Source organism: Sporosarcina sp. FSL K6-1540, from assembly GCF_038620285.1.
Classification (GTDB): Bacteria; Bacillota; Bacilli; order Bacillales_A; family Planococcaceae; genus Sporosarcina; species Sporosarcina psychrophila.
This window is the reverse complement of record NZ_CP152018.1, coordinates 3,821,029-3,837,823: the sequence shown is the minus strand read 5'-3', so window position 1 is coordinate 3,837,823 and position 16,795 is coordinate 3,821,029. Positions and strand designations below refer to the sequence as shown.

Sequence of the window (16,795 nt, the reverse complement as noted above, 5' to 3'; positions counted from 1 at the left end):
GAAGTTAAACTGCTAGTATGCAGATACTTCTTTAATACTATTTTGGTTCAACTCTGTTTGTTCAAACCATTGAATCTTCTCTCGCAATTTCACAACTTCGCCGACAATGATCATACTTGGGTTTTTAATTTCAGATTCTCTCGCAATCTCTACAATGGTCGACAGTGTACCTGTAATCGTATACTGTGCTTCTGTCGTCCCCCAATGAACAAGTGCTACTGGCGTGTTTTCAGGTCGGCCATGCTTAGTCAGTTGCTCACAAATATAAGGTAAGTTTCCGACACCCATATAAATCGCTAATGTATCAATACCAACTGCAAGACTTTCCCAATGAATGGAATCGCTTTTTCCAGCACGCATATGGCCAGTTACAATCGCAAAACTAGAACTTAAATCACGATGCGTGACTGGGATTCCCGCATAAGCAGGAGCCGCAATTCCAGCAGTAATTCCTGGAACCACCTCAAAAGGGATTCCGTTGTCTGCAAGAACTTCTGCCTCTTCAGCACCTCTGCCAAAAACGAATGGATCTCCACCTTTTAAGCGTGTGACGATTTTTCCCTGCTTCGCATATTTCACTAAAAAGTGGTTAATCGTCTCCTGAATCATTGCATGGTAATTTGGGAGTTTTCCGCAATAAATCAAGTCCGCTCCCGGTTTTGCATAGGAGAGCAGCTCTTTATTAATTAAACGATCATACAAGATGACATCCGCTTGTTGAATACATTTCATCCCTTTAACGGTGATTAAATCAACATCTCCAGGTCCAGCTCCAACTATAAATACTTTTCCCATTCTCATCTCTCCTCTCACCGCTCAGTTCTACAATAAAATCATCGTTATGAATGAATCTCTTCTTTTTGCATTCCTGCAATTAATACTTCGATCACTTCCGGTCGGCTAAATGTCGATGGCAGTTGTTCTCCCTTACGAAGCATTTCTCTCACTTTTGTTCCCGACAAGATCACATGGTGACTGGCATCATGCGGACAAGTTTTTGGTGTTGCCATGTTACCGCATTTATTGCAGTAAAAGCTATGCTCGAAAAATAATAACGTGATCCCAAGTTCTCCAAGCGTAAAGTTGCTAAAGATTTTCTGAGCATCATACGTACCGTAATAATTACCAACACCCGCATGATCACGACCGACGATAAAGTGTGTGCAACCAAAATTCTTTCGAACCATCGCATGAAAAACAGCTTCTCTTGGTCCGGCATAGCGCATTGCTGCTGTAAATACACCTAAAAACACGTGCTCTTTCGCATAATATTTTTCTAGTAAGACTTCATAGCTTTCCAGGCGCACATCTGCTGGAATATCATCTGATTTCGTTTCACCTACAAGGGGATTCAAAAATAATCCATCTACAATTTCCAATGCAGTCTTTTGAATATATTCATGTGCCCTATGAACTGGGTTTCTCGTTTGGAAACCGACGACTGTTTCCCAGCCTAGCTCTTGGAATTTCCCTCTTGTTTCAATCGGGTCATATAGGTACTCCGAAAACTCATTCAGCGGCCTTCGCTGAATCAGTGTGATGGTTCCACCCAGGTAGACATTAGGGCGCTCAAACAACTTCTTGACGCCTGGGTGCTCACGGTCTGTCGTTTGATAGACTAGTTTAGCTTCTTTTTCCTTATCTGGTGTGAAAATATCCGATACTTCGAGAACACCATAGACAACTCCATCTCTCACCAATTTCACAAATTTCCCAACAGCGATACCTTGTGCGTTCACCTCTGTCGTTGGCAATGTAATCGGAATTGTCCAAGGTACTCCAGTAGATAATCTCATTGTTGTAACAACAGAATTGTAGTCTACTTCTGTAAGAAATCCACTTAAAGGGCTATAAGCACCCGTACCAATCAAATCCAAGTCACTACTAGCAATTTCGTCTAATTCAACTGTTTCAGTTATTCCTTCGTATTGAAAACCAGGATTCCAGCGATTAATTAATGTACCACCATGCGGTTGACTCAAACTCATTTAAATTCCCCCATTTTCGTTAGCATTATGCAAGCCACACTCTGTCTTCGCCTGATTTGCCCAGCGCCCTGACCTCGACCCCGTCGTTGTATCCCCTTTGAATGTGCAGTGTGAACAACCGATACTGGGATAGCCTTGGTCATGGAGTGGATTATATGGCAAATTATGTTTTTTTACATAATCCCAAATATCAATCCACGTCCAATGAATCAGCGGGCAAATTTTAACCGATTGAAAGGTTTCATCTTTGTTCACAAAGTTTGTCTGACTTCTTGATGGTGATTGTTCACGCCTAAGTCCTGATAACCAAGCGGTCGTACCGCTCATTGCTTCACGGAGTGGAATTACTTTCCTCATATGACAACAACGATCCGGCTGTCTTTCCCATAGTCGATCGCCATACTTGTCAGCTTGTTCCTCAACCGTTAAGCCGGGAGTCTTCATTTCAATTACAAGCTTTGGATAACGTTTCTTTACTTCATCGATTAAGGTATGCGTTTCTTGAAAATGAAATCCGGTTTCGAGAAAGACCACTTTAGCAGTTGGTTTTATTTGCGAGATTAAATCTATCATTACGATACCTTCAACCCCAAAACTACACGCATATACAAGTTCATCGTCGTATTCTCCGTAAGCCCATCGCAAGACGTTTAACGCACCTTTTGACTCGTCATCGATTGGAAAAACTTCACTAGTCTCAGCCCAAGATTTGTACGTCAACTTCGCCATACTAATCCCCCCTCTAAACTCAATAACTCTATTACATTATCTTTTTTTAAAAAAGGCGACTTTAATCTACTATTGATTAAAGTCGCCTCTAATTTTTTAGTCAGCGAATTGTTCGTATGTTCACGATTGTCCATTAGCTTCTGGATTTCCAGTCGGCATGTGATTAGCGTTTATACTAACTTTATTAATCCTATGTGTCAAGTAGGTTTAAATACATTCTATTCCTAAAACCCCAATATGTTACGCATTTTGTAATTTTTTTAGATATAGTTATTTTCTTTTAAATAAGAAACGATGACTTTGACAGACTCTACAATATTTAATTGATTGGTATCAATGATTATTTCCGGGTTAACAGGTTCTTCATAAGGAGCATCAATTCCTGTAAAGCCTTTAATTTCACCCAATCTTGCTTTCTTATAAAGCCCCTTCGGATCCCGTTCTTCACAAGTTTCTAAACTTGCCTTAACGTATATTTCGATAAACTCATCGGATTTGACAATTTCTCGCACCTGATCTCGATCTTCCTGATAAGGCGATATGAATGCTGTCAATGTGAATAAGCCAGCGTCGACCATTAGTTTTGAAACTTCACCGATTCTGCGAATATTTTCCGTCCGATCATTTGGACTAAACCCTAGATTCTTATTTAAACCGTGCCGGACATTATCTCCATCCAGTCGATAAGTATGAATGCCTTTCGCGTGTAACTCTGTTTCTAGCGCTACTGAAACTGTTGATTTCCCTGACCCTGATAGCCCAGTGAACCAAAGAATAGCACTCTTATGGCCCTTTAGTTCTTGACGATTTTTTTTTGTTACCTCTGATTCATGCCAAACGATATTTGTAGACTCTGTCATTGTTTGCCCCCCTAAATCATTTGTTTCAGTTTAATTTTTATATACAAAAAAGACACCTTTTTCCGATTCAAATAATCGATTAGAAAGTTGCCTTTAGTTGTCTAATTAGCATGTATGAAATTGTTAAAATGATAAATGACTTACAACCTTTACAGTAAAGAAATAAAAAAACCACTTCTAAATAGAGCAAGAAGAGGTTAATAGAATCGAACACATATTACTCCTCTTATCTGCTAAACTTTCGTTTACTGGAATTGGCACAGTACTAAACAGTCTGTTGCCGAGGTTTCATCGGGCCAGTCCCTCAACCTCTCTAGATAAGATATAAACTATTAAGTTGAGACCAATACTACATTATCGAAAATTCAAAGTCAATGACTTATCAGAATTTATTTTCAATCATATCAGTTTAGTTGGAATTAAAGGCGATCTTCTTGCACATATAATAGGCACTTTAAACTACTTTTCAGTGCGCTAGGAAACATGTTAGTTAACTCTCACTTAACCTTTCGTTGTTCTCATCGGTTTTCTCTATTTCCTTTTCATAATTATTTTTCCAATTAACAAGAAAGATTCCTGCAAATATTAGTAATCCACCAAAAAGGATAGACCAGGTTAGTCTTTCATGGAGTAAAAACCATCCTGTGAGTACACCGAAGAATGGCGCTAAAAAAAGGAATGCACTAGTTCGTTCTTGATTACCTCTTTGGAGAAGATAAAACCAAATAGAAAACTGAATAATTGAGGCTGCAATGGTAAGCCATAACAAAATCAGGATAGATTGAGTAGTCATTTTAAAGAAAGTCTCTTCCAGTAGTAAGCTTCCCAGAAAGAGAATTAATCCACCAAAAAGCATTTGATAGGCTGTCATTACATACGTATCAAATTTGAAACCATGTATTTTTATCAATAGCGTAGCAATCGCCCATGAAACAGCCGACAAAAGCCCTAATATGGTACCGACTTTAAAGTCAAGATGTGAACCTAACGTGAGAAAAACCCCGATAAAACCTAACAGTACACCTATCCATTGCTGAATATGGTAACGCGATTTTAAAAAAAGCGTCCCAAAAACGACAACGAGTAAAGGATTCATAAACGTTAGGATAGACGTCTCTCCAGAAGTGATTGTACGCAGTGCCATAAATATACAGCCCATCACAAAAGCTGTTTGGAAAAGTCCAATTAGAACAAGCCACACCCAGTCGATTGCTTTTACTGGATGTGGCTTGTTTAAGATTTTAACGATAGTTGCCATAATAATCCCTGCAAGCGTAAAACGCAGAGCGACTAATAGGAGTGGAGATGAATAGGCTAACCCTAACTTCCCTATTGTAAAAGAAGAACCCATTAGTCCAGTCGTCAAAATCACTAACAAGCAAAAACTGATTCGATTCATCCGATCCCCACCCCATTATTACTATAAAACGTTTAAAAGAAAATGCTGATCAATTGATTTCACTTTAAGTTTTCAAAGAATACACGGATAACGTCGGCTCCGCCTAAGAAGGTCCCCAACGTTCCTCCCAAGTTAGTCAAAACGATTACCAACAAGACCCGTGTCACCTTATTTGCCCAAAAACCTTTAATCGTAAAAACATCTGCAGAAAGCGTTTCAAAGTCACCAACACTTGGGCGGCGAAAAAATGCTTGAACAATTCCTGAAACCCAACCGGCCGCTATCAGTGGATGCAAGGTAGTAATAGGGGCTGATACAAAGGCCGCTAAAATGGCCAGCGGGTGTCCAAGAGCCACCGCAGCACCAATAGCTGACAGGCTACCTGTCCATAAGACCCAGCTTAACGCTTGATCGAAACCGGCAGATGGATTTGCGATAAAGGTGTAGGCGATAATTGATAATAGAAGAATCGGAATTGCCCATCCGATAATTTTTGGGATTTTTGATTTTGGTGGTGTTTGCGCTAATGCGACTAAATCATGGTCATTATAGATTTCTTTTGTAATCCCTGGAACATGTGCTGCACCAATGACTGCAACGACCTTTTTACCTGGTGCATCTTTGATTTTCTGTGCTAAATACTGGTCTCTCTCATCGATTAAGGGCGTCTTTAACCTTGGAAATGATTCCGTAAAGTCAGTTAGAACGGCATTTAGCGTGTCCTTTGATTTCATTTTCTCCAATTCTTCTTCAGAAATCGTCTCTTTGCTGAAGATACTATAAAAAACCGACATCAGAAGCTGACTTTTCCCCTTAAGTCCAATATTCCCCCAAATTCGGGAAAAAGTAATTTGGATATTACGGTCAGCCAGCACCAAATTTGCACCGACTTCTTTTGCTGATTCAATCCCCTGAATCATTTCCTGTCCAGGTTTAATATCAAATTGCTTTGCCAAACGATTTTGAAAGGAGGATATTGCCAGATTCATTAAGAGCAATGTAGCTTTCTTCTCTTTAATCACCTTGAAAATATCCGTTTCTTTCCACTTATTACTATCCATTATAGATTGAAACCTTTGTTCATCCAATTCAATGCATACTGAATCGGGTCTTTCCTTGTCGATTACCTCTTTTACTTGTTCTGCACTTTGCTTGGAAACATGGGCAGTTCCAATAAGTATTAGTTCTCTACCGTCTAATTCTATTCTCGTAATGTTAGTCTCTTGCATTGACAAACTTCCTTTATGAACTTATTTCTTCTGAGCAACCTTAAGCCAAGGTTTACTAAAAAGACGGTCTAGTTATTATAATGAATCAGTTTGAATGAAATTTCAATTATCTTTCATTATTAATATAATGAAAGTCACCCTCATGGATAACGACTATTAAATATGATACGTAAAGTCCTCGGGCAATACCCTTTTTAAAAATTTCTGTGTTCGTTCTTCCTTTGGATTTACAAAGATTTCATGGGGTGCTCCTTCCTCTACTACGACTCCCCCATCCATAAATATTACTTTGTTAGCTACATCCTTCGCAAAACCCATTTCATGGGTGACAACTAACATAGTTGTTCCTTCTTTCGCGATATTCTTCATAACTGTCAAAACTTCCCCGACTAATTCTGGATCCAATGCAGAAGTTGGTTCGTCAAATAAAATAATGTCTGGATTCAAAGCAACTGCTCTTGCAATGCCTACCCTTTGCTGCTGCCCTCCCGATAATTCACTGGGATATGCATTGTATTTATCCGATAGCCCCACTTTATCCAACGCTTTTTTCCCTATCTCAACCGCTTCTGCTGTCGGGATTTTTCTTCCGATAATAAGTCCTTCTGTAACGTTTTCTAAAGCTGTTTTATTATTGAACAAATTATTGTTTTGAAATACAAAAGCGATTTTCTGTCTAATCTGATGGATTTGTTTTTTGGATGCTGTTTTTAAATTCACGTCTATATCCCCAAAAATAGCACGGCCTTGATCCGCTTTTTCTAAAAAATTGATACATCTCAGTAATGTTGTCTTACCGGATCCACTTGGCCCCAGTATAACAACAACATCGCCTTTATCTATTGTTACGTCAACACCTTTTAAGATTTCAGTTTTACCGAATGACTTATGGATATCTCTAATTTCTAACATGCTTCGGATCCCTCCTTTTCATACTTAAACGACTGACGGTTTATATTTACTCAAACGTTTTTCATATAGTTTAAATGCGAATTCGACTGCACTGCATAACAGTAAATAGACAAGAAAGATATCGATATAGGCCTCAACATAATTGTAGCCTACGTTCGCTGCCACTTTTGCTTTCAGCGTAATTTCTTGTAATGACATTGCATACCCGAGAGATGTCGCTTTGATTAAGTTGACTGTCGCTGTACAGATATTCGGCATTGCAACGACCAATGCCTGTGGAATAATAATTCTTCTGTACGCTTGCACATTCGTTAGCCCCACTGATTGGGCAGCTTCCAACTGCCCCTTGTTCACCGTGCTTAGTGCAGAGCGAAAAACTTCAATCAGGACCGCTGTAGTGTTAAAAGTGAAGACAATGAATGCGTACCAAATTGGATTCACATCATACACATTCATCCCAATATTAAACTTTGTAAATAGTGAACTTAGCAATAAGGGGACACTACTATAGACGATGAAAATCTGAATGATAATTGGGGTTCCTCTGACAAAAGAAACGTATACTTGTGCAAAACGATGTAACACGGGAATTCGATTGATTCTTGTTAGTGCCAGTAAAAATCCTAACGGCAACGCAAAGAGCAAAGCTACAATTGTAATGAATAGCGCTATAGGAACACCTGATAATGCGATAAAAAATGTATCTACTAAAAACTTGTAATTTAATCCTTCAGACACTTTCTCACCCCCTTATGCAGTTTTCAATCCTTGTTTCCCCTTACTAAATACTTTCTCTAATTTTAAGAAGAACTGTTCAATTGCTATTGAAAGTATCCAGTAAATAATTGCTAATGCAAGAAATATTTCTAATGCATGAGCGTTATAGTTGCCCGCAATAATAAGATTTGCTTTTCCGACAACATCTATCAACCCGATTGTATAAGCTAACGATCCTTCTTGAAGTACTGCCAGCAAGCTGTTTCCAAAGTTCGGTAATGCGACTACAAAAGCTTGGGGAAATACGATTCGTCTATAAGCCTGTGAATTGCTTAGCCCAACACTTACTGCGGCCTCAAATTGTCCCTTGTCAATTGATTGAAAAGCTGAGCGCATGACCTCGGACATAGCCGCCGCAAATTGAAGTGTAAAAGTGATTATGACAAATACAGCTGTGTGTATATTGTTCAAATTCAGACCGACACGATCACCGATTGCAGGAAGTCCATAATATACTAAAAAAAGGAGTACGATAGAGGGTGTACACCTTAATATTGTTGTATAACCATTAGCTACCTTCCTTGCAAATTTACTTTTCCCTATTTTCGCCGCCGTTAAGATAAAGCCCAGGAACGTACCGAACAGGACGGAAAGACCTGCAACCATAAATGTCATTTTTAAAAAAGGAATTAGTAGTGGGATGGACTCCCATATATATGATGCGTCAAAATACTTCTCCATGTATCCACCCCGCTTTCATTTTCAAATTGTAACCATTTGATTGACAAAGGCTGTTGAGCATATCGCACACCCAACAGCCTTTATATCTTTAGCGTTATCTCTCTACAGCGTCCAACACTTCAAACAAATCTCTGCCGTAAAACGATGTGCTTAATTCACTTGTCTTCTTTTCTTCTTTCAATTGTTTAACTGCTTGATCATAGGCATCCGCAAATTCCTGTTCTTTCTTATTGAATAAAGGCCATGTTTTTATGACTGCAAATTCATTGTAAACAACCTCGTCTGCCAGATTATGATACGGGCCATCTTCAGCAGTCACTTGCTTTTCAAAAGGACCCTCAATGATAACACCACCATCTACGCGACCTTCATTCACCCACTGAACAACGTCAACTGTGAAAGCATCTCCAGCTTTCAACTGCACTTTATTACCCGGATTTTCTTTGTTATATTCATCAATTACAGTGTATTGAGCATTATTAGCTGCAATAGGTGCCAACGAAAAGCCGGCAGAAGCGAAGTCTGATAGGGATTTGATATGTTCATTCTCTTTCTTAAGCACAAGACCCGCACTGCTTAAGCCGATAAATTCTTTCGGGAAGATAAATTTTTCTGTTCTTTCCTGTGTCCAAAATGCATTTTTAACCCCTACCTGGTATTTCCCTTGTTCGACACCCACAAGTAGGTCATCGCTTGTCGTTCCAACGTACTCAAATTCGTATTGTGGAAGTAATTCATCAACTAGTTTCATCACTTCAACATCATATCCAGTTGCATTTCCTTTTTCATCCAACCAGGACATTGGTTTTGAAGCTTGATCATAGGCGATTTTTACTTTTTGTATGTCTGAATCATTACCATCGGCCGCTTTACTTGAGTTACATCCAGCTAAAATAGTAGTTAATGCTAAACCAATTGCCGCAAGTTGAAACACGCTTCTTCTCATCATGAAATCCCCTTTTTCGCTTCAATCCAATATGCTTACATTTGGATAGCGTTTTTTATTGTATCTTGTTCAATTGCAGTCAGTGCCAATTTCTTAATTGTCATATCGTCCATAGGAGGATTGTGCAAACCTGCCCTGACATCCCGATAATAGCGCTGTAATGGATTCGTCCGTTGAAGACTTTTTGCACCTACAATTCTCATTGCTTTATCGACAATCGTAATGGCTGAATTCGTAATGGTGTGCTTGACAACAGCGACCTCATTTGTCAGATAGCCTCTTCGTGATTCATCATCATAGGCCTCCGCCACACTATAAATCAGATGCCTTGCCTGGGTTAATTCCAAATCAATTTCTCCTAGTAATTGTTGAACATTTGGCAATTGACTAATTGGTCCATTCAGGCTGTTAGGTGAATAATTATTTGCAAAATGCACAGCATAATCACGTGCTGCCTGTGCAATTCCTAGATAACATGCTGGGATGTGAAGAAGCCAACCACTAAACGGAGCGCCACTTGGCTTGTCAGGAAGTTCAACAAGTTTTGACTCTTCGACTTTGACATTATCGAGAACGAGATCGTGACTTCCAGTTCCTCTCATTGAAATGACGTCCCATGTATGATCAATTGTTAGTCCTTCTAAATCTTTGTGAAGCAGGAAGAATCCTACTTGTTGTTGTTCTTCAATCCACGCAGATGTTAGAAAATATGTTAATACTGGAGAAGCCGTTGTAAATGTTTTACGTCCCGATAATACCCATGAACCATCTTGTTTTACCGCATTTGTACCAGGACGTCCTCCCCGAGTTGGACTCCCTGTTTGTGCTTCACTCACAGAGCGGTTCACTAAAGCTCCATTCAGAACTTCCTTGGCAAAGAATTCAAGATTTTTATCATTCCATAACCCTTTTCCGAAAAGTTCTCCGACAACTCCGAGATTCCATCCGATGGAAAGTGCTGTATTTCCATCAAAACTCGCTAATGTTTCTTGAAGGAGTACCATATCGTACACCTTTAACCCTTCTCCGCCGTAAGCTGTTGGAATTGTACTACTCGTATAACCCATTTGGATTAACTCTTGAATGTTTTCCGTAGGGAAGATGGCTAACTCATCAGTTTGTGCTGACGTATTTTTGAAATTCATTTCTTTCTTATACAACTTCTCTAACCAAGTCTTTTGACGTTCTGTTTTGACAAATATGCTATTCACCATTTCTCCCCCTAATGTCTTCTAATGAAGCTAAGCTATCTTTTAATTAGTAGTTTATATTATGCTAATCATTCCGATAGGTTTCATCGGAATTTAACTTATAGTAAGCTACGAATAATTACTCTGTCAAGATAATTCGCTTTTTTATGAATTTATGATAAAAAATACCCCTTTCTAAATCGAAAGAGGTATTAGCTATTATATGGTTAAAAGATTACTTAACTAACAGCCTCATACACGATGCCAATTTAATCAGAAATACAGACATCTGTAATTAAATAATAGCCATTTTCATTGATTATAATATGATATTCTTTATTGCGCACTAACGGTCAGTAAGACCCCCCACTATGATTGATGATTAACTTCATTGCGCTCCTATTATTTCAGATTAAATGAAAGGCGAAAAGGTGTTTTCAACATATATGCATCAAGCGTTAATTTGTAATTTTTATAGACATAAAAACTACTTACAAGACTTTATGCCATAGAAGGAGGCGCTGCAATTATTCTACTTTTGACAAAAATCGTCTTGTCCTTTCCTCTTTTGGAGTTTGAAATATTTCTGCTGACGTTCCTTGCTCAACAATTAATCCTTCATCCATAAATACGATCCTATCGGCGACATCTTTCGCAAAGTTCATTTCATGTGTCACAATTATCATAGTCATTCCCTCTTGAGCCAAATCTTTAATAACTTGCAAAACTTCACGAACAAGTTCTGGGTCGAGAGCAGAAGTAGGTTCATCAAAGAGCATAACCAACGGATTCAATGCAAGCGACCTGGCGATTGCTACCCTTTGCTGTTGGCCACCCGACAGTTGGGCTGGATAATGATCACAACGGTCCCCAAGTCCAACTTTAATAAGCAATGCTTCCGCTAATTTCCTCGCCTCGACCGGTTTAGTTCCATGAATAATAATAGGTCCTTCCATTACATTTTCAATGGCGGTTTTATGAGGGAATAGATTGAACGACTGAAACACAAATCCTGTTTTTTTCCTTAATTCTCTTATTATTTTTTTTCGTTTGCGTTCTATTTTTCCACCTGCAAGCACTGTAAACTCACCAATTTCAATGATTCCATCGGATGGCTCCTCCAAGAAAGTTAAACAACGTAAAAAAGTTGATTTCCCAGATCCACTTGGCCCCATTATTACGACCACTTCACTCTTATTTATAGTTAGGTCGATTCCCTGCAAAACTTCATTCAATCCAAAGCTCTTTTTCAAATTGGTAATTTGAATAATACTCATGGTTTTCTCCTCACATTAGTATTTTCAAATATTTTATTTAACGAACTAAATAGTTGGATGTTTTAATCTCTAGTTTGTTTAATAGCGTTGTAAAGAAAGTTATGAGAACCCAATAAATTGCAGCGGCAATTAAATAAATCGTGAGGGGTTCAAATGTTTTTGCGATTATCAAGCTCGACATTTGTAATAATTCCGTTACAGTGATGACAGAGACAAGTGAAGTATCTTTAATAAGCACGATAAATGTGTTTGACAATGTGGGAATAGCAATTCGTAGACTCTGTGGTAGTATTATTCTCCTTAAGGCTTGAGAATAGGTCATTCCCATTGACATTGACGCTTCCATTTGCCCATTGTCCACAGCAAGTATTGATGCGCGAAAAGATTCAGACAGATAAGCACCTGCATTTAAACTTAAGGCTAAGATCCCCGATGATATCGGGTCTAAAGCAATTCCTACTTGCGGTAAACCATAATAGAATACAAAAATTTGCACAAGAAGTGGCGTTCCACGGATTATTGAAATGTAGGTACTAGCGATCCCATTTAAGATTTTAACTTTTACTATCCTTACGATTGCTGTGAAAAAACCAATAATGAGTGCAATTACTATTGATATAGCTGCCAAAAAAATGGTCATCAACGTAGCTTTAAGTAGAGATGGTAATGAATCAATAATGATTGTGGCGTCCATACATCCTCCCCCTGTCAGACAAGCTACTCAGTAAAACCATTGATTATACTATGGTTTCCTCTTTACGTTCAATTTCAATTCCTAAACTGGCCAACTCTTCAATAAATGGTTGAAACCGATCTTTGATGATTATGCTTTCTATTGGAACAACACCTGTCTCTGTTATTTTTTTCATAGCAATCCATTTGGCTGCCAATGAAGCAGGAATAGCAGTAGTTTTTGCCATTGAAGTGATATTCCGGCCATGATCATAGTAGTCAATCATTTCCCAAGTATACTTTGTGGACTTTCCACCTTTAACCCCGCTTACCTCAACCCTTACTACAGTAATATCTTCATTCGAATCTCCAACCATTTTTGTTGCTAGTATTTTTTCTGCTAATGCACGAGGCGTAGTTGTAATTCCATCAATTGTAATGGGATCGATATCTAAAAAACCTAATTCGCCTAAAACACTCATTTTCCCCCAATGTCCTGGATAGCGAACCGTTTTTTCATATAAATTTTTCACTTTATCTTTTAAAATGAACGCTGTGCTATGTGCATCTGTAATAACAGCTTCACAGACACCTACCGGATCTGGAAAAATAATCTTCTCTAGCCCTGAAAGAGGAGGCAACTTTACAAGTTTTCCATCTTTAACGGCCATTGCAGGTTTTGTATAAAGACCTAATACGCTTTCAAGACGGAAAACTACTTGATACCATAGTGGTGGAACAGGATATCTTGGAATGCCACCGCAAGTCATTATTGCCTCTTCTGCTTCATCTAACATCTCAATACCTTGCGCAGCTAAAAAGTTTGTTATTCCGGGAGCAACACCACAGCCAGGGATGATGATTACACCTGCTTCTTGTGCTTCGTTATCCAATGCTATTTTTTCATTAAAGTTTGATCCGACAAGGTCCACTAGATGGCATTTTGCTTTTATTGCAGCTTTTACGGCTAATAAGCTCAAAGAGTGTGGTAGACATGCCACAGCTACGTCTACATCTTTTAGCACTTTTGCAATATCATCCTCAGTTTCTAACGTGGCCACTTTCCCTATCACTTTGGGATTATTGGCGATTTCTAAACACTTATCAATACTCCCTTGACTAACATCAACAGCTGTAATTGCATCAATACCAGTAAATTTAGCAATTTCACTAACTACTGTCGTACCTATCATTCCGGTTCCCAATATGGCAATGTGCAAATTAATCTGCCCCCAATACTTGGTTTTTACATGTAATAAAACATAGAGCAATCAATATCTCCCCTTTGATCACTCTATGCTTACTTTTATTTGTCTAAAGGCTCTGTTCCAAACCATTTTTTATAAATATCATTATATGTTCCATCCTCTTTCATTTCACTCAATGCTTTATTTACTTCCGTAATAAAATCTTCGTTTCCCTTATTAACTGCCATCCCTATTTCATCTTTATTTACTATGTCACTTGTAATTTTTAATGGAAGGCTATTTTCTTTAATATTGTAGGCCATTAATAACTGGTCGTTGATAATGACATCCAACCTTTTATTCGTAAGGTCTTGAATATAGTCACTTACAGCTTTGTATAATTTCACGTCAGCACCTTCGACGCTATTCGCAACTTCTTCAAAAGTTGTTCCACCACCAACGCCGACTTTCTTGCCTTTAATGTCCTCAAGTTTTGTAATGTCATCGGTATCTTCACGAGTTATTAATACGGAACCAGTTATGACATACGGGTCAGTGAAATCAACGCTTTTTTTGCGTTCTTCCGTTACAGTCATCTGCCCAATGATGATATCAAATTTATCGGCCTTTAGACCGCCGATTAGTCCATCCCATTTTGTTGCAATAAAGTTGGCTTTGACGCCTAATTTATTGGCTATTTCATTGGAGATATCTACGTCAAAACCTTGAAACTCATCTTTGTCATTTAAAAAATTAAAGGGAGGATATGTGCCTTCGAAAGCGACATTCAATACTTTCGATTTTTCAATGCGATCCAACACGCCTTTTCCACTGCTTTCTTTTTCTTGCCCTTTTTCGTTATCTGTACCACAACCCACAATAATACCAATCATAAAAATCGTGATTAGTACCAAAATTAGATTCTTCTTCATTTCTTTTCCCCCTTCTATTTACATACTATTTTAATCTGTTTTCTCCATTTTTCATCAGATAAAACAGTTTAGTCTCATGTGAATTGAAAACGCTTACTAGCTTTCCATACACACTAGAATGGCAATAGAAACTAAAGAATCATACAACTAAAATACTGATAAAGTCACTGTTAATATAATCTATCCTGCCAATTTCCCCGTACTCAGTAGCGCAACTACCATCTTTCCTATTCCTTTATTATCGAACAAAGGTATTTGAAAGTCAATCTACATATCTAATAATTCAATAATTTCTGTAAATTAAACAAGTGAAAATTACCATATTTTGTATAGATTCATATCCTCAATAAATCGTTAAACATCGTGCGGTGTAGGCAGTGTTTTTTTCAATTATCGAACAAGAATATAGTCCAATTAAAATCGGTTACTCAATAATTCGTAACAAGTTAATAGACTTTTGAGCGCTTTGGAACTCCAATTATAGCAATTCCGATAAAAATTCCCGTGTGCTAAACAATGGGAGTTTGGACAGGTCTCTAACAAGAGAAATTCATCCTTTTTTCCTCTCGCCTCGTACTCAAACAAAGCCAATACTAAACATATGAGATATGAATATAAAAATACTCCTCCTTCTAATGTGCAAAAAACTTAGCACATCAGAAGGAGGAGTACAGACGTTACACCAGATCAATTAGAAAGAAATGACCGTATTTTAAGGGAATTAAGTGACCATTAATATTCATATAGCCACTTCTTTTCCTTTTGCCTTATACATCTCCCCATCAGCAATTTGTATCAACTCTTGAAAATCTTGCCCATCATCCGGATAAATCGAAAAGCCAAGAGATACTCCTATTGATGGGAATTCATCAAAGTTCTCATTTTCCAATTTTCGTTGAAATTCCGGTATATAATCTGACTCAAAATCATTAGTACTTGTAGGTACTAGAATCAAAAATTCATCTCCACCCCAACGTGCTACCCTATCACTCTTCTTAACAGACTTGTTTATAATATAGGCAAGATGGATCAATAGTTCATCACCTTTATGATGTCCATATGTATCGTTAATTTCTTTAAATTTGTTGAGGTCGATCATAATGACACCTAATTTTTGATCCTTGTTTCTAATTGTTCGTGTGATTTCCCGAAAATATTTTTCTACCGTTCGACGGTTGTAAGTATCCGTTAAAGGATCTTTTTCAGAGTAGTATTTTACTCGATCGAACTGCATTCCACACCACAAAGCAACCGATAAAAAGATGAATGTCAAAATAAAAAAGTTCGCTTTAAATGGAAGCTCCAAATATTGATGATAATAAAAATACCGTAGAATATTGAATAAACTAACTACTGACATCGCGATTATTCTACCACTATATTTCATGTTATTCACTCATCTCCATATTTCCTATAGGTATAATACACCACTAAAGAACTACCCGCAACTTAATATGACAATCAACACATACTGAAAAACGATTGCAGCTATTTTGCAATCGTTTTTCAGTATGTATATAACTTTGAAACGTTTTACTTTTTATTTGCCGTCTCCCAAACGTTTTCAAGCCATGCTTCAAATTCATCGCCTTTGTCACCTTCATAGGTATCATACAAATCAAGTCTCATATTTTTCAACTTTTCTTTGTACTCTTCGAACGAGTGATCTCTTGGCAAGCTTTTCTTAATTCGAAGGAAAACTTTGTTGGCATCTTTAATCAGTTCAAATCGATTTCGTGGTGGTAATTCAACATCTTCACCAAATTTCACAAGATTACGGTGAGCGGCTTCTACCACTTTATATACGGCATCGTTGTTCATTCTGTGTAAAAGTACATCGATAGTCCGTTTATGTTTCCATTGTCCTAATTCTTCAATAGCTTCTAAACGTAGTCTCCAATTCGATGCTCGGTTAACTGCCTTCCGTAATTCATCGTAATTTGGCGGCATTTCGTTTTTAATTCCATTAGTCAAGTGATCCAATCTCCTTCTATTTCAATATCCTGTTTAGTTAAG

Annotated in this window: 17 protein-coding genes and 1 riboswitch; all 17 genes read right to left on the bottom strand. The window is 37.9% G+C overall.

The annotated features are described in order from the left end of the window. Window positions 1-12: 12 nt before the first annotated feature. The 17 genes from cobA to MKY15_RS17920 all read right to left on the bottom strand — a co-directional run bounded on the left by cobA (window position 13) and on the right by MKY15_RS17920 (window position 16,753). Window positions 13-795 carry a uroporphyrinogen-III C-methyltransferase gene (gene cobA, locus MKY15_RS18000; protein ID WP_338652453.1) on the bottom strand — a complete coding sequence of 261 codons (783 nt, stop codon included), beginning with the start codon at window positions 793-795 and terminating at the stop codon, window positions 13-15. A 44-nt stretch (window positions 796-839) separates the two neighbouring features. Then, window positions 840-1,988 carry a sulfate adenylyltransferase gene (gene sat, locus MKY15_RS17995; protein WP_067208941.1) on the bottom strand — a complete coding sequence of 383 codons (1,149 nt, stop codon included), beginning with the start codon at window positions 1,986-1,988 and terminating at the stop codon, window positions 840-842. Then, entirely contained in the window at window positions 1,989-2,717 is a 729-nt protein-coding gene (locus MKY15_RS17990) for a phosphoadenylyl-sulfate reductase (protein ID WP_067208939.1), read from the bottom strand. 260 nt (window positions 2,718-2,977) lie between these two features. Next, on the bottom strand, window positions 2,978-3,577 hold the full coding sequence (gene cysC / locus MKY15_RS17985) for an adenylyl-sulfate kinase (protein ID WP_067208936.1): 600 nt from the start codon (window positions 3,575-3,577) through the stop codon (window positions 2,978-2,980). Window positions 3,578-3,800: 223 nt separating this feature from the next. Continuing rightward, window positions 3,801-3,901, bottom strand: a riboswitch (SAM riboswitch). 166 nt (window positions 3,902-4,067) lie between these two features. Beyond that, on the bottom strand, window positions 4,068-4,976 hold the full coding sequence (locus MKY15_RS17980) for a DMT family transporter (RefSeq protein ID WP_338652457.1): 909 nt from the start codon (window positions 4,974-4,976) through the stop codon (window positions 4,068-4,070). A gap of 59 nt (window positions 4,977-5,035) precedes the next feature. Then, window positions 5,036-6,205 carry a TraB/GumN family protein gene (locus MKY15_RS17975; protein WP_067208930.1) on the bottom strand — a complete coding sequence of 390 codons (1,170 nt, stop codon included), beginning with the start codon at window positions 6,203-6,205 and terminating at the stop codon, window positions 5,036-5,038. A gap of 156 nt (window positions 6,206-6,361) precedes the next feature. Then, a complete protein-coding gene (locus tag MKY15_RS17970) occupies window positions 6,362-7,117 on the bottom strand; it encodes an amino acid ABC transporter ATP-binding protein (protein WP_340764517.1) in 756 nt (251 codons plus the stop codon). Between the two features lie 24 nt (window positions 7,118-7,141). Further along, window positions 7,142-7,855, bottom strand: coding sequence for an amino acid ABC transporter permease (locus MKY15_RS17965; protein WP_067208928.1), 714 nt, complete (start codon window positions 7,853-7,855; stop codon window positions 7,142-7,144). A 12-nt stretch (window positions 7,856-7,867) separates the two neighbouring features. Beyond that, window positions 7,868-8,575 carry an amino acid ABC transporter permease gene (locus tag MKY15_RS17960; protein WP_338652460.1) on the bottom strand — a complete coding sequence of 236 codons (708 nt, stop codon included), beginning with the start codon at window positions 8,573-8,575 and terminating at the stop codon, window positions 7,868-7,870. Between the two features lie 94 nt (window positions 8,576-8,669). Beyond that, the gene (locus MKY15_RS17955; RefSeq protein ID WP_342538148.1) at window positions 8,670-9,521 is read right to left on the bottom strand and encodes a transporter substrate-binding domain-containing protein; all 852 of its coding nucleotides are present in this window, start codon (window positions 9,519-9,521) and stop codon (window positions 8,670-8,672) included. Between the two features lie 35 nt (window positions 9,522-9,556). After that, window positions 9,557-10,732 carry an acyl-CoA dehydrogenase family protein gene (locus MKY15_RS17950; protein ID WP_067208921.1) on the bottom strand — a complete coding sequence of 392 codons (1,176 nt, stop codon included), beginning with the start codon at window positions 10,730-10,732 and terminating at the stop codon, window positions 9,557-9,559. Window positions 10,733-11,238: 506 nt separating this feature from the next. Continuing rightward, window positions 11,239-11,982, bottom strand: coding sequence for an amino acid ABC transporter ATP-binding protein (locus tag MKY15_RS17945; protein ID WP_342539782.1), 744 nt, complete (start codon window positions 11,980-11,982; stop codon window positions 11,239-11,241). Window positions 11,983-12,025: 43 nt separating this feature from the next. Beyond that, on the bottom strand, window positions 12,026-12,682 hold the full coding sequence (locus MKY15_RS17940) for an amino acid ABC transporter permease (protein WP_342538147.1): 657 nt from the start codon (window positions 12,680-12,682) through the stop codon (window positions 12,026-12,028). A gap of 43 nt (window positions 12,683-12,725) precedes the next feature. Beyond that, window positions 12,726-13,880, bottom strand: a complete 1,155-nt coding sequence (locus tag MKY15_RS17935) for a saccharopine dehydrogenase C-terminal domain-containing protein (protein WP_067208915.1) — start codon at window positions 13,878-13,880, stop codon at window positions 12,726-12,728. An 86-nt stretch (window positions 13,881-13,966) separates the two neighbouring features. Beyond that, the gene (locus MKY15_RS17930; protein WP_067208912.1) at window positions 13,967-14,779 is read right to left on the bottom strand and encodes a transporter substrate-binding domain-containing protein; all 813 of its coding nucleotides are present in this window, start codon (window positions 14,777-14,779) and stop codon (window positions 13,967-13,969) included. A 739-nt stretch (window positions 14,780-15,518) separates the two neighbouring features. Then, window positions 15,519-16,166 carry a GGDEF domain-containing protein gene (locus MKY15_RS17925; RefSeq protein ID WP_342538146.1) on the bottom strand — a complete coding sequence of 216 codons (648 nt, stop codon included), beginning with the start codon at window positions 16,164-16,166 and terminating at the stop codon, window positions 15,519-15,521. Window positions 16,167-16,312: 146 nt separating this feature from the next. Then, window positions 16,313-16,753: a HEAT repeat domain-containing protein gene (locus tag MKY15_RS17920; RefSeq protein ID WP_338652464.1), complete on the bottom strand. Its 441-nt coding sequence runs from the start codon at window positions 16,751-16,753 to the stop codon at window positions 16,313-16,315. Window positions 16,754-16,795 lie beyond the last annotated feature (42 nt).

What these genes read in the sequence shown, in the direction of transcription:
- cobA (WP_338652453.1), bottom strand. Translation starts at nt 795, where the DNA reads ATGGGAAAAGTATTTATAGTTGGAGCTGGACCTGGAGATGTTGATTTA.
- sat (WP_067208941.1), bottom strand. Translation starts at nt 1,988, where the DNA reads ATGAGTTTGAGTCAACCGCATGGTGGTACATTAATTAATCGCTGGAAT.
- MKY15_RS17990 (WP_067208939.1), bottom strand. Translation starts at nt 2,717, where the DNA reads ATGGCGAAGTTGACGTACAAATCTTGGGCTGAGACTAGTGAAGTTTTT.
- cysC (WP_067208936.1), bottom strand. Translation starts at nt 3,577, where the DNA reads ATGACAGAGTCTACAAATATCGTTTGGCATGAATCAGAGGTAACAAAA.
- MKY15_RS17980 (WP_338652457.1), bottom strand. Translation starts at nt 4,976, where the DNA reads ATGAATCGAATCAGTTTTTGCTTGTTAGTGATTTTGACGACTGGACTA.
- MKY15_RS17975 (WP_067208930.1), bottom strand. Translation starts at nt 6,205, where the DNA reads ATGCAAGAGACTAACATTACGAGAATAGAATTAGACGGTAGAGAACTA.
- MKY15_RS17970 (WP_340764517.1), bottom strand. Translation starts at nt 7,117, where the DNA reads ATGTTAGAAATTAGAGATATCCATAAGTCATTCGGTAAAACTGAAATC.
- MKY15_RS17960 (WP_338652460.1), bottom strand. Translation starts at nt 8,575, where the DNA reads ATGGAGAAGTATTTTGACGCATCATATATATGGGAGTCCATCCCACTA.
- MKY15_RS17955 (WP_342538148.1), bottom strand. Translation starts at nt 9,521, where the DNA reads ATGAGAAGAAGCGTGTTTCAACTTGCGGCAATTGGTTTAGCATTAACT.
- MKY15_RS17940 (WP_342538147.1), bottom strand. Translation starts at nt 12,682, where the DNA reads ATGGACGCCACAATCATTATTGATTCATTACCATCTCTACTTAAAGCT.
- MKY15_RS17930 (WP_067208912.1), bottom strand. Translation starts at nt 14,779, where the DNA reads ATGAAGAAGAATCTAATTTTGGTACTAATCACGATTTTTATGATTGGT.
- MKY15_RS17925 (WP_342538146.1), bottom strand. Translation starts at nt 16,166, where the DNA reads ATGAAATATAGTGGTAGAATAATCGCGATGTCAGTAGTTAGTTTATTC.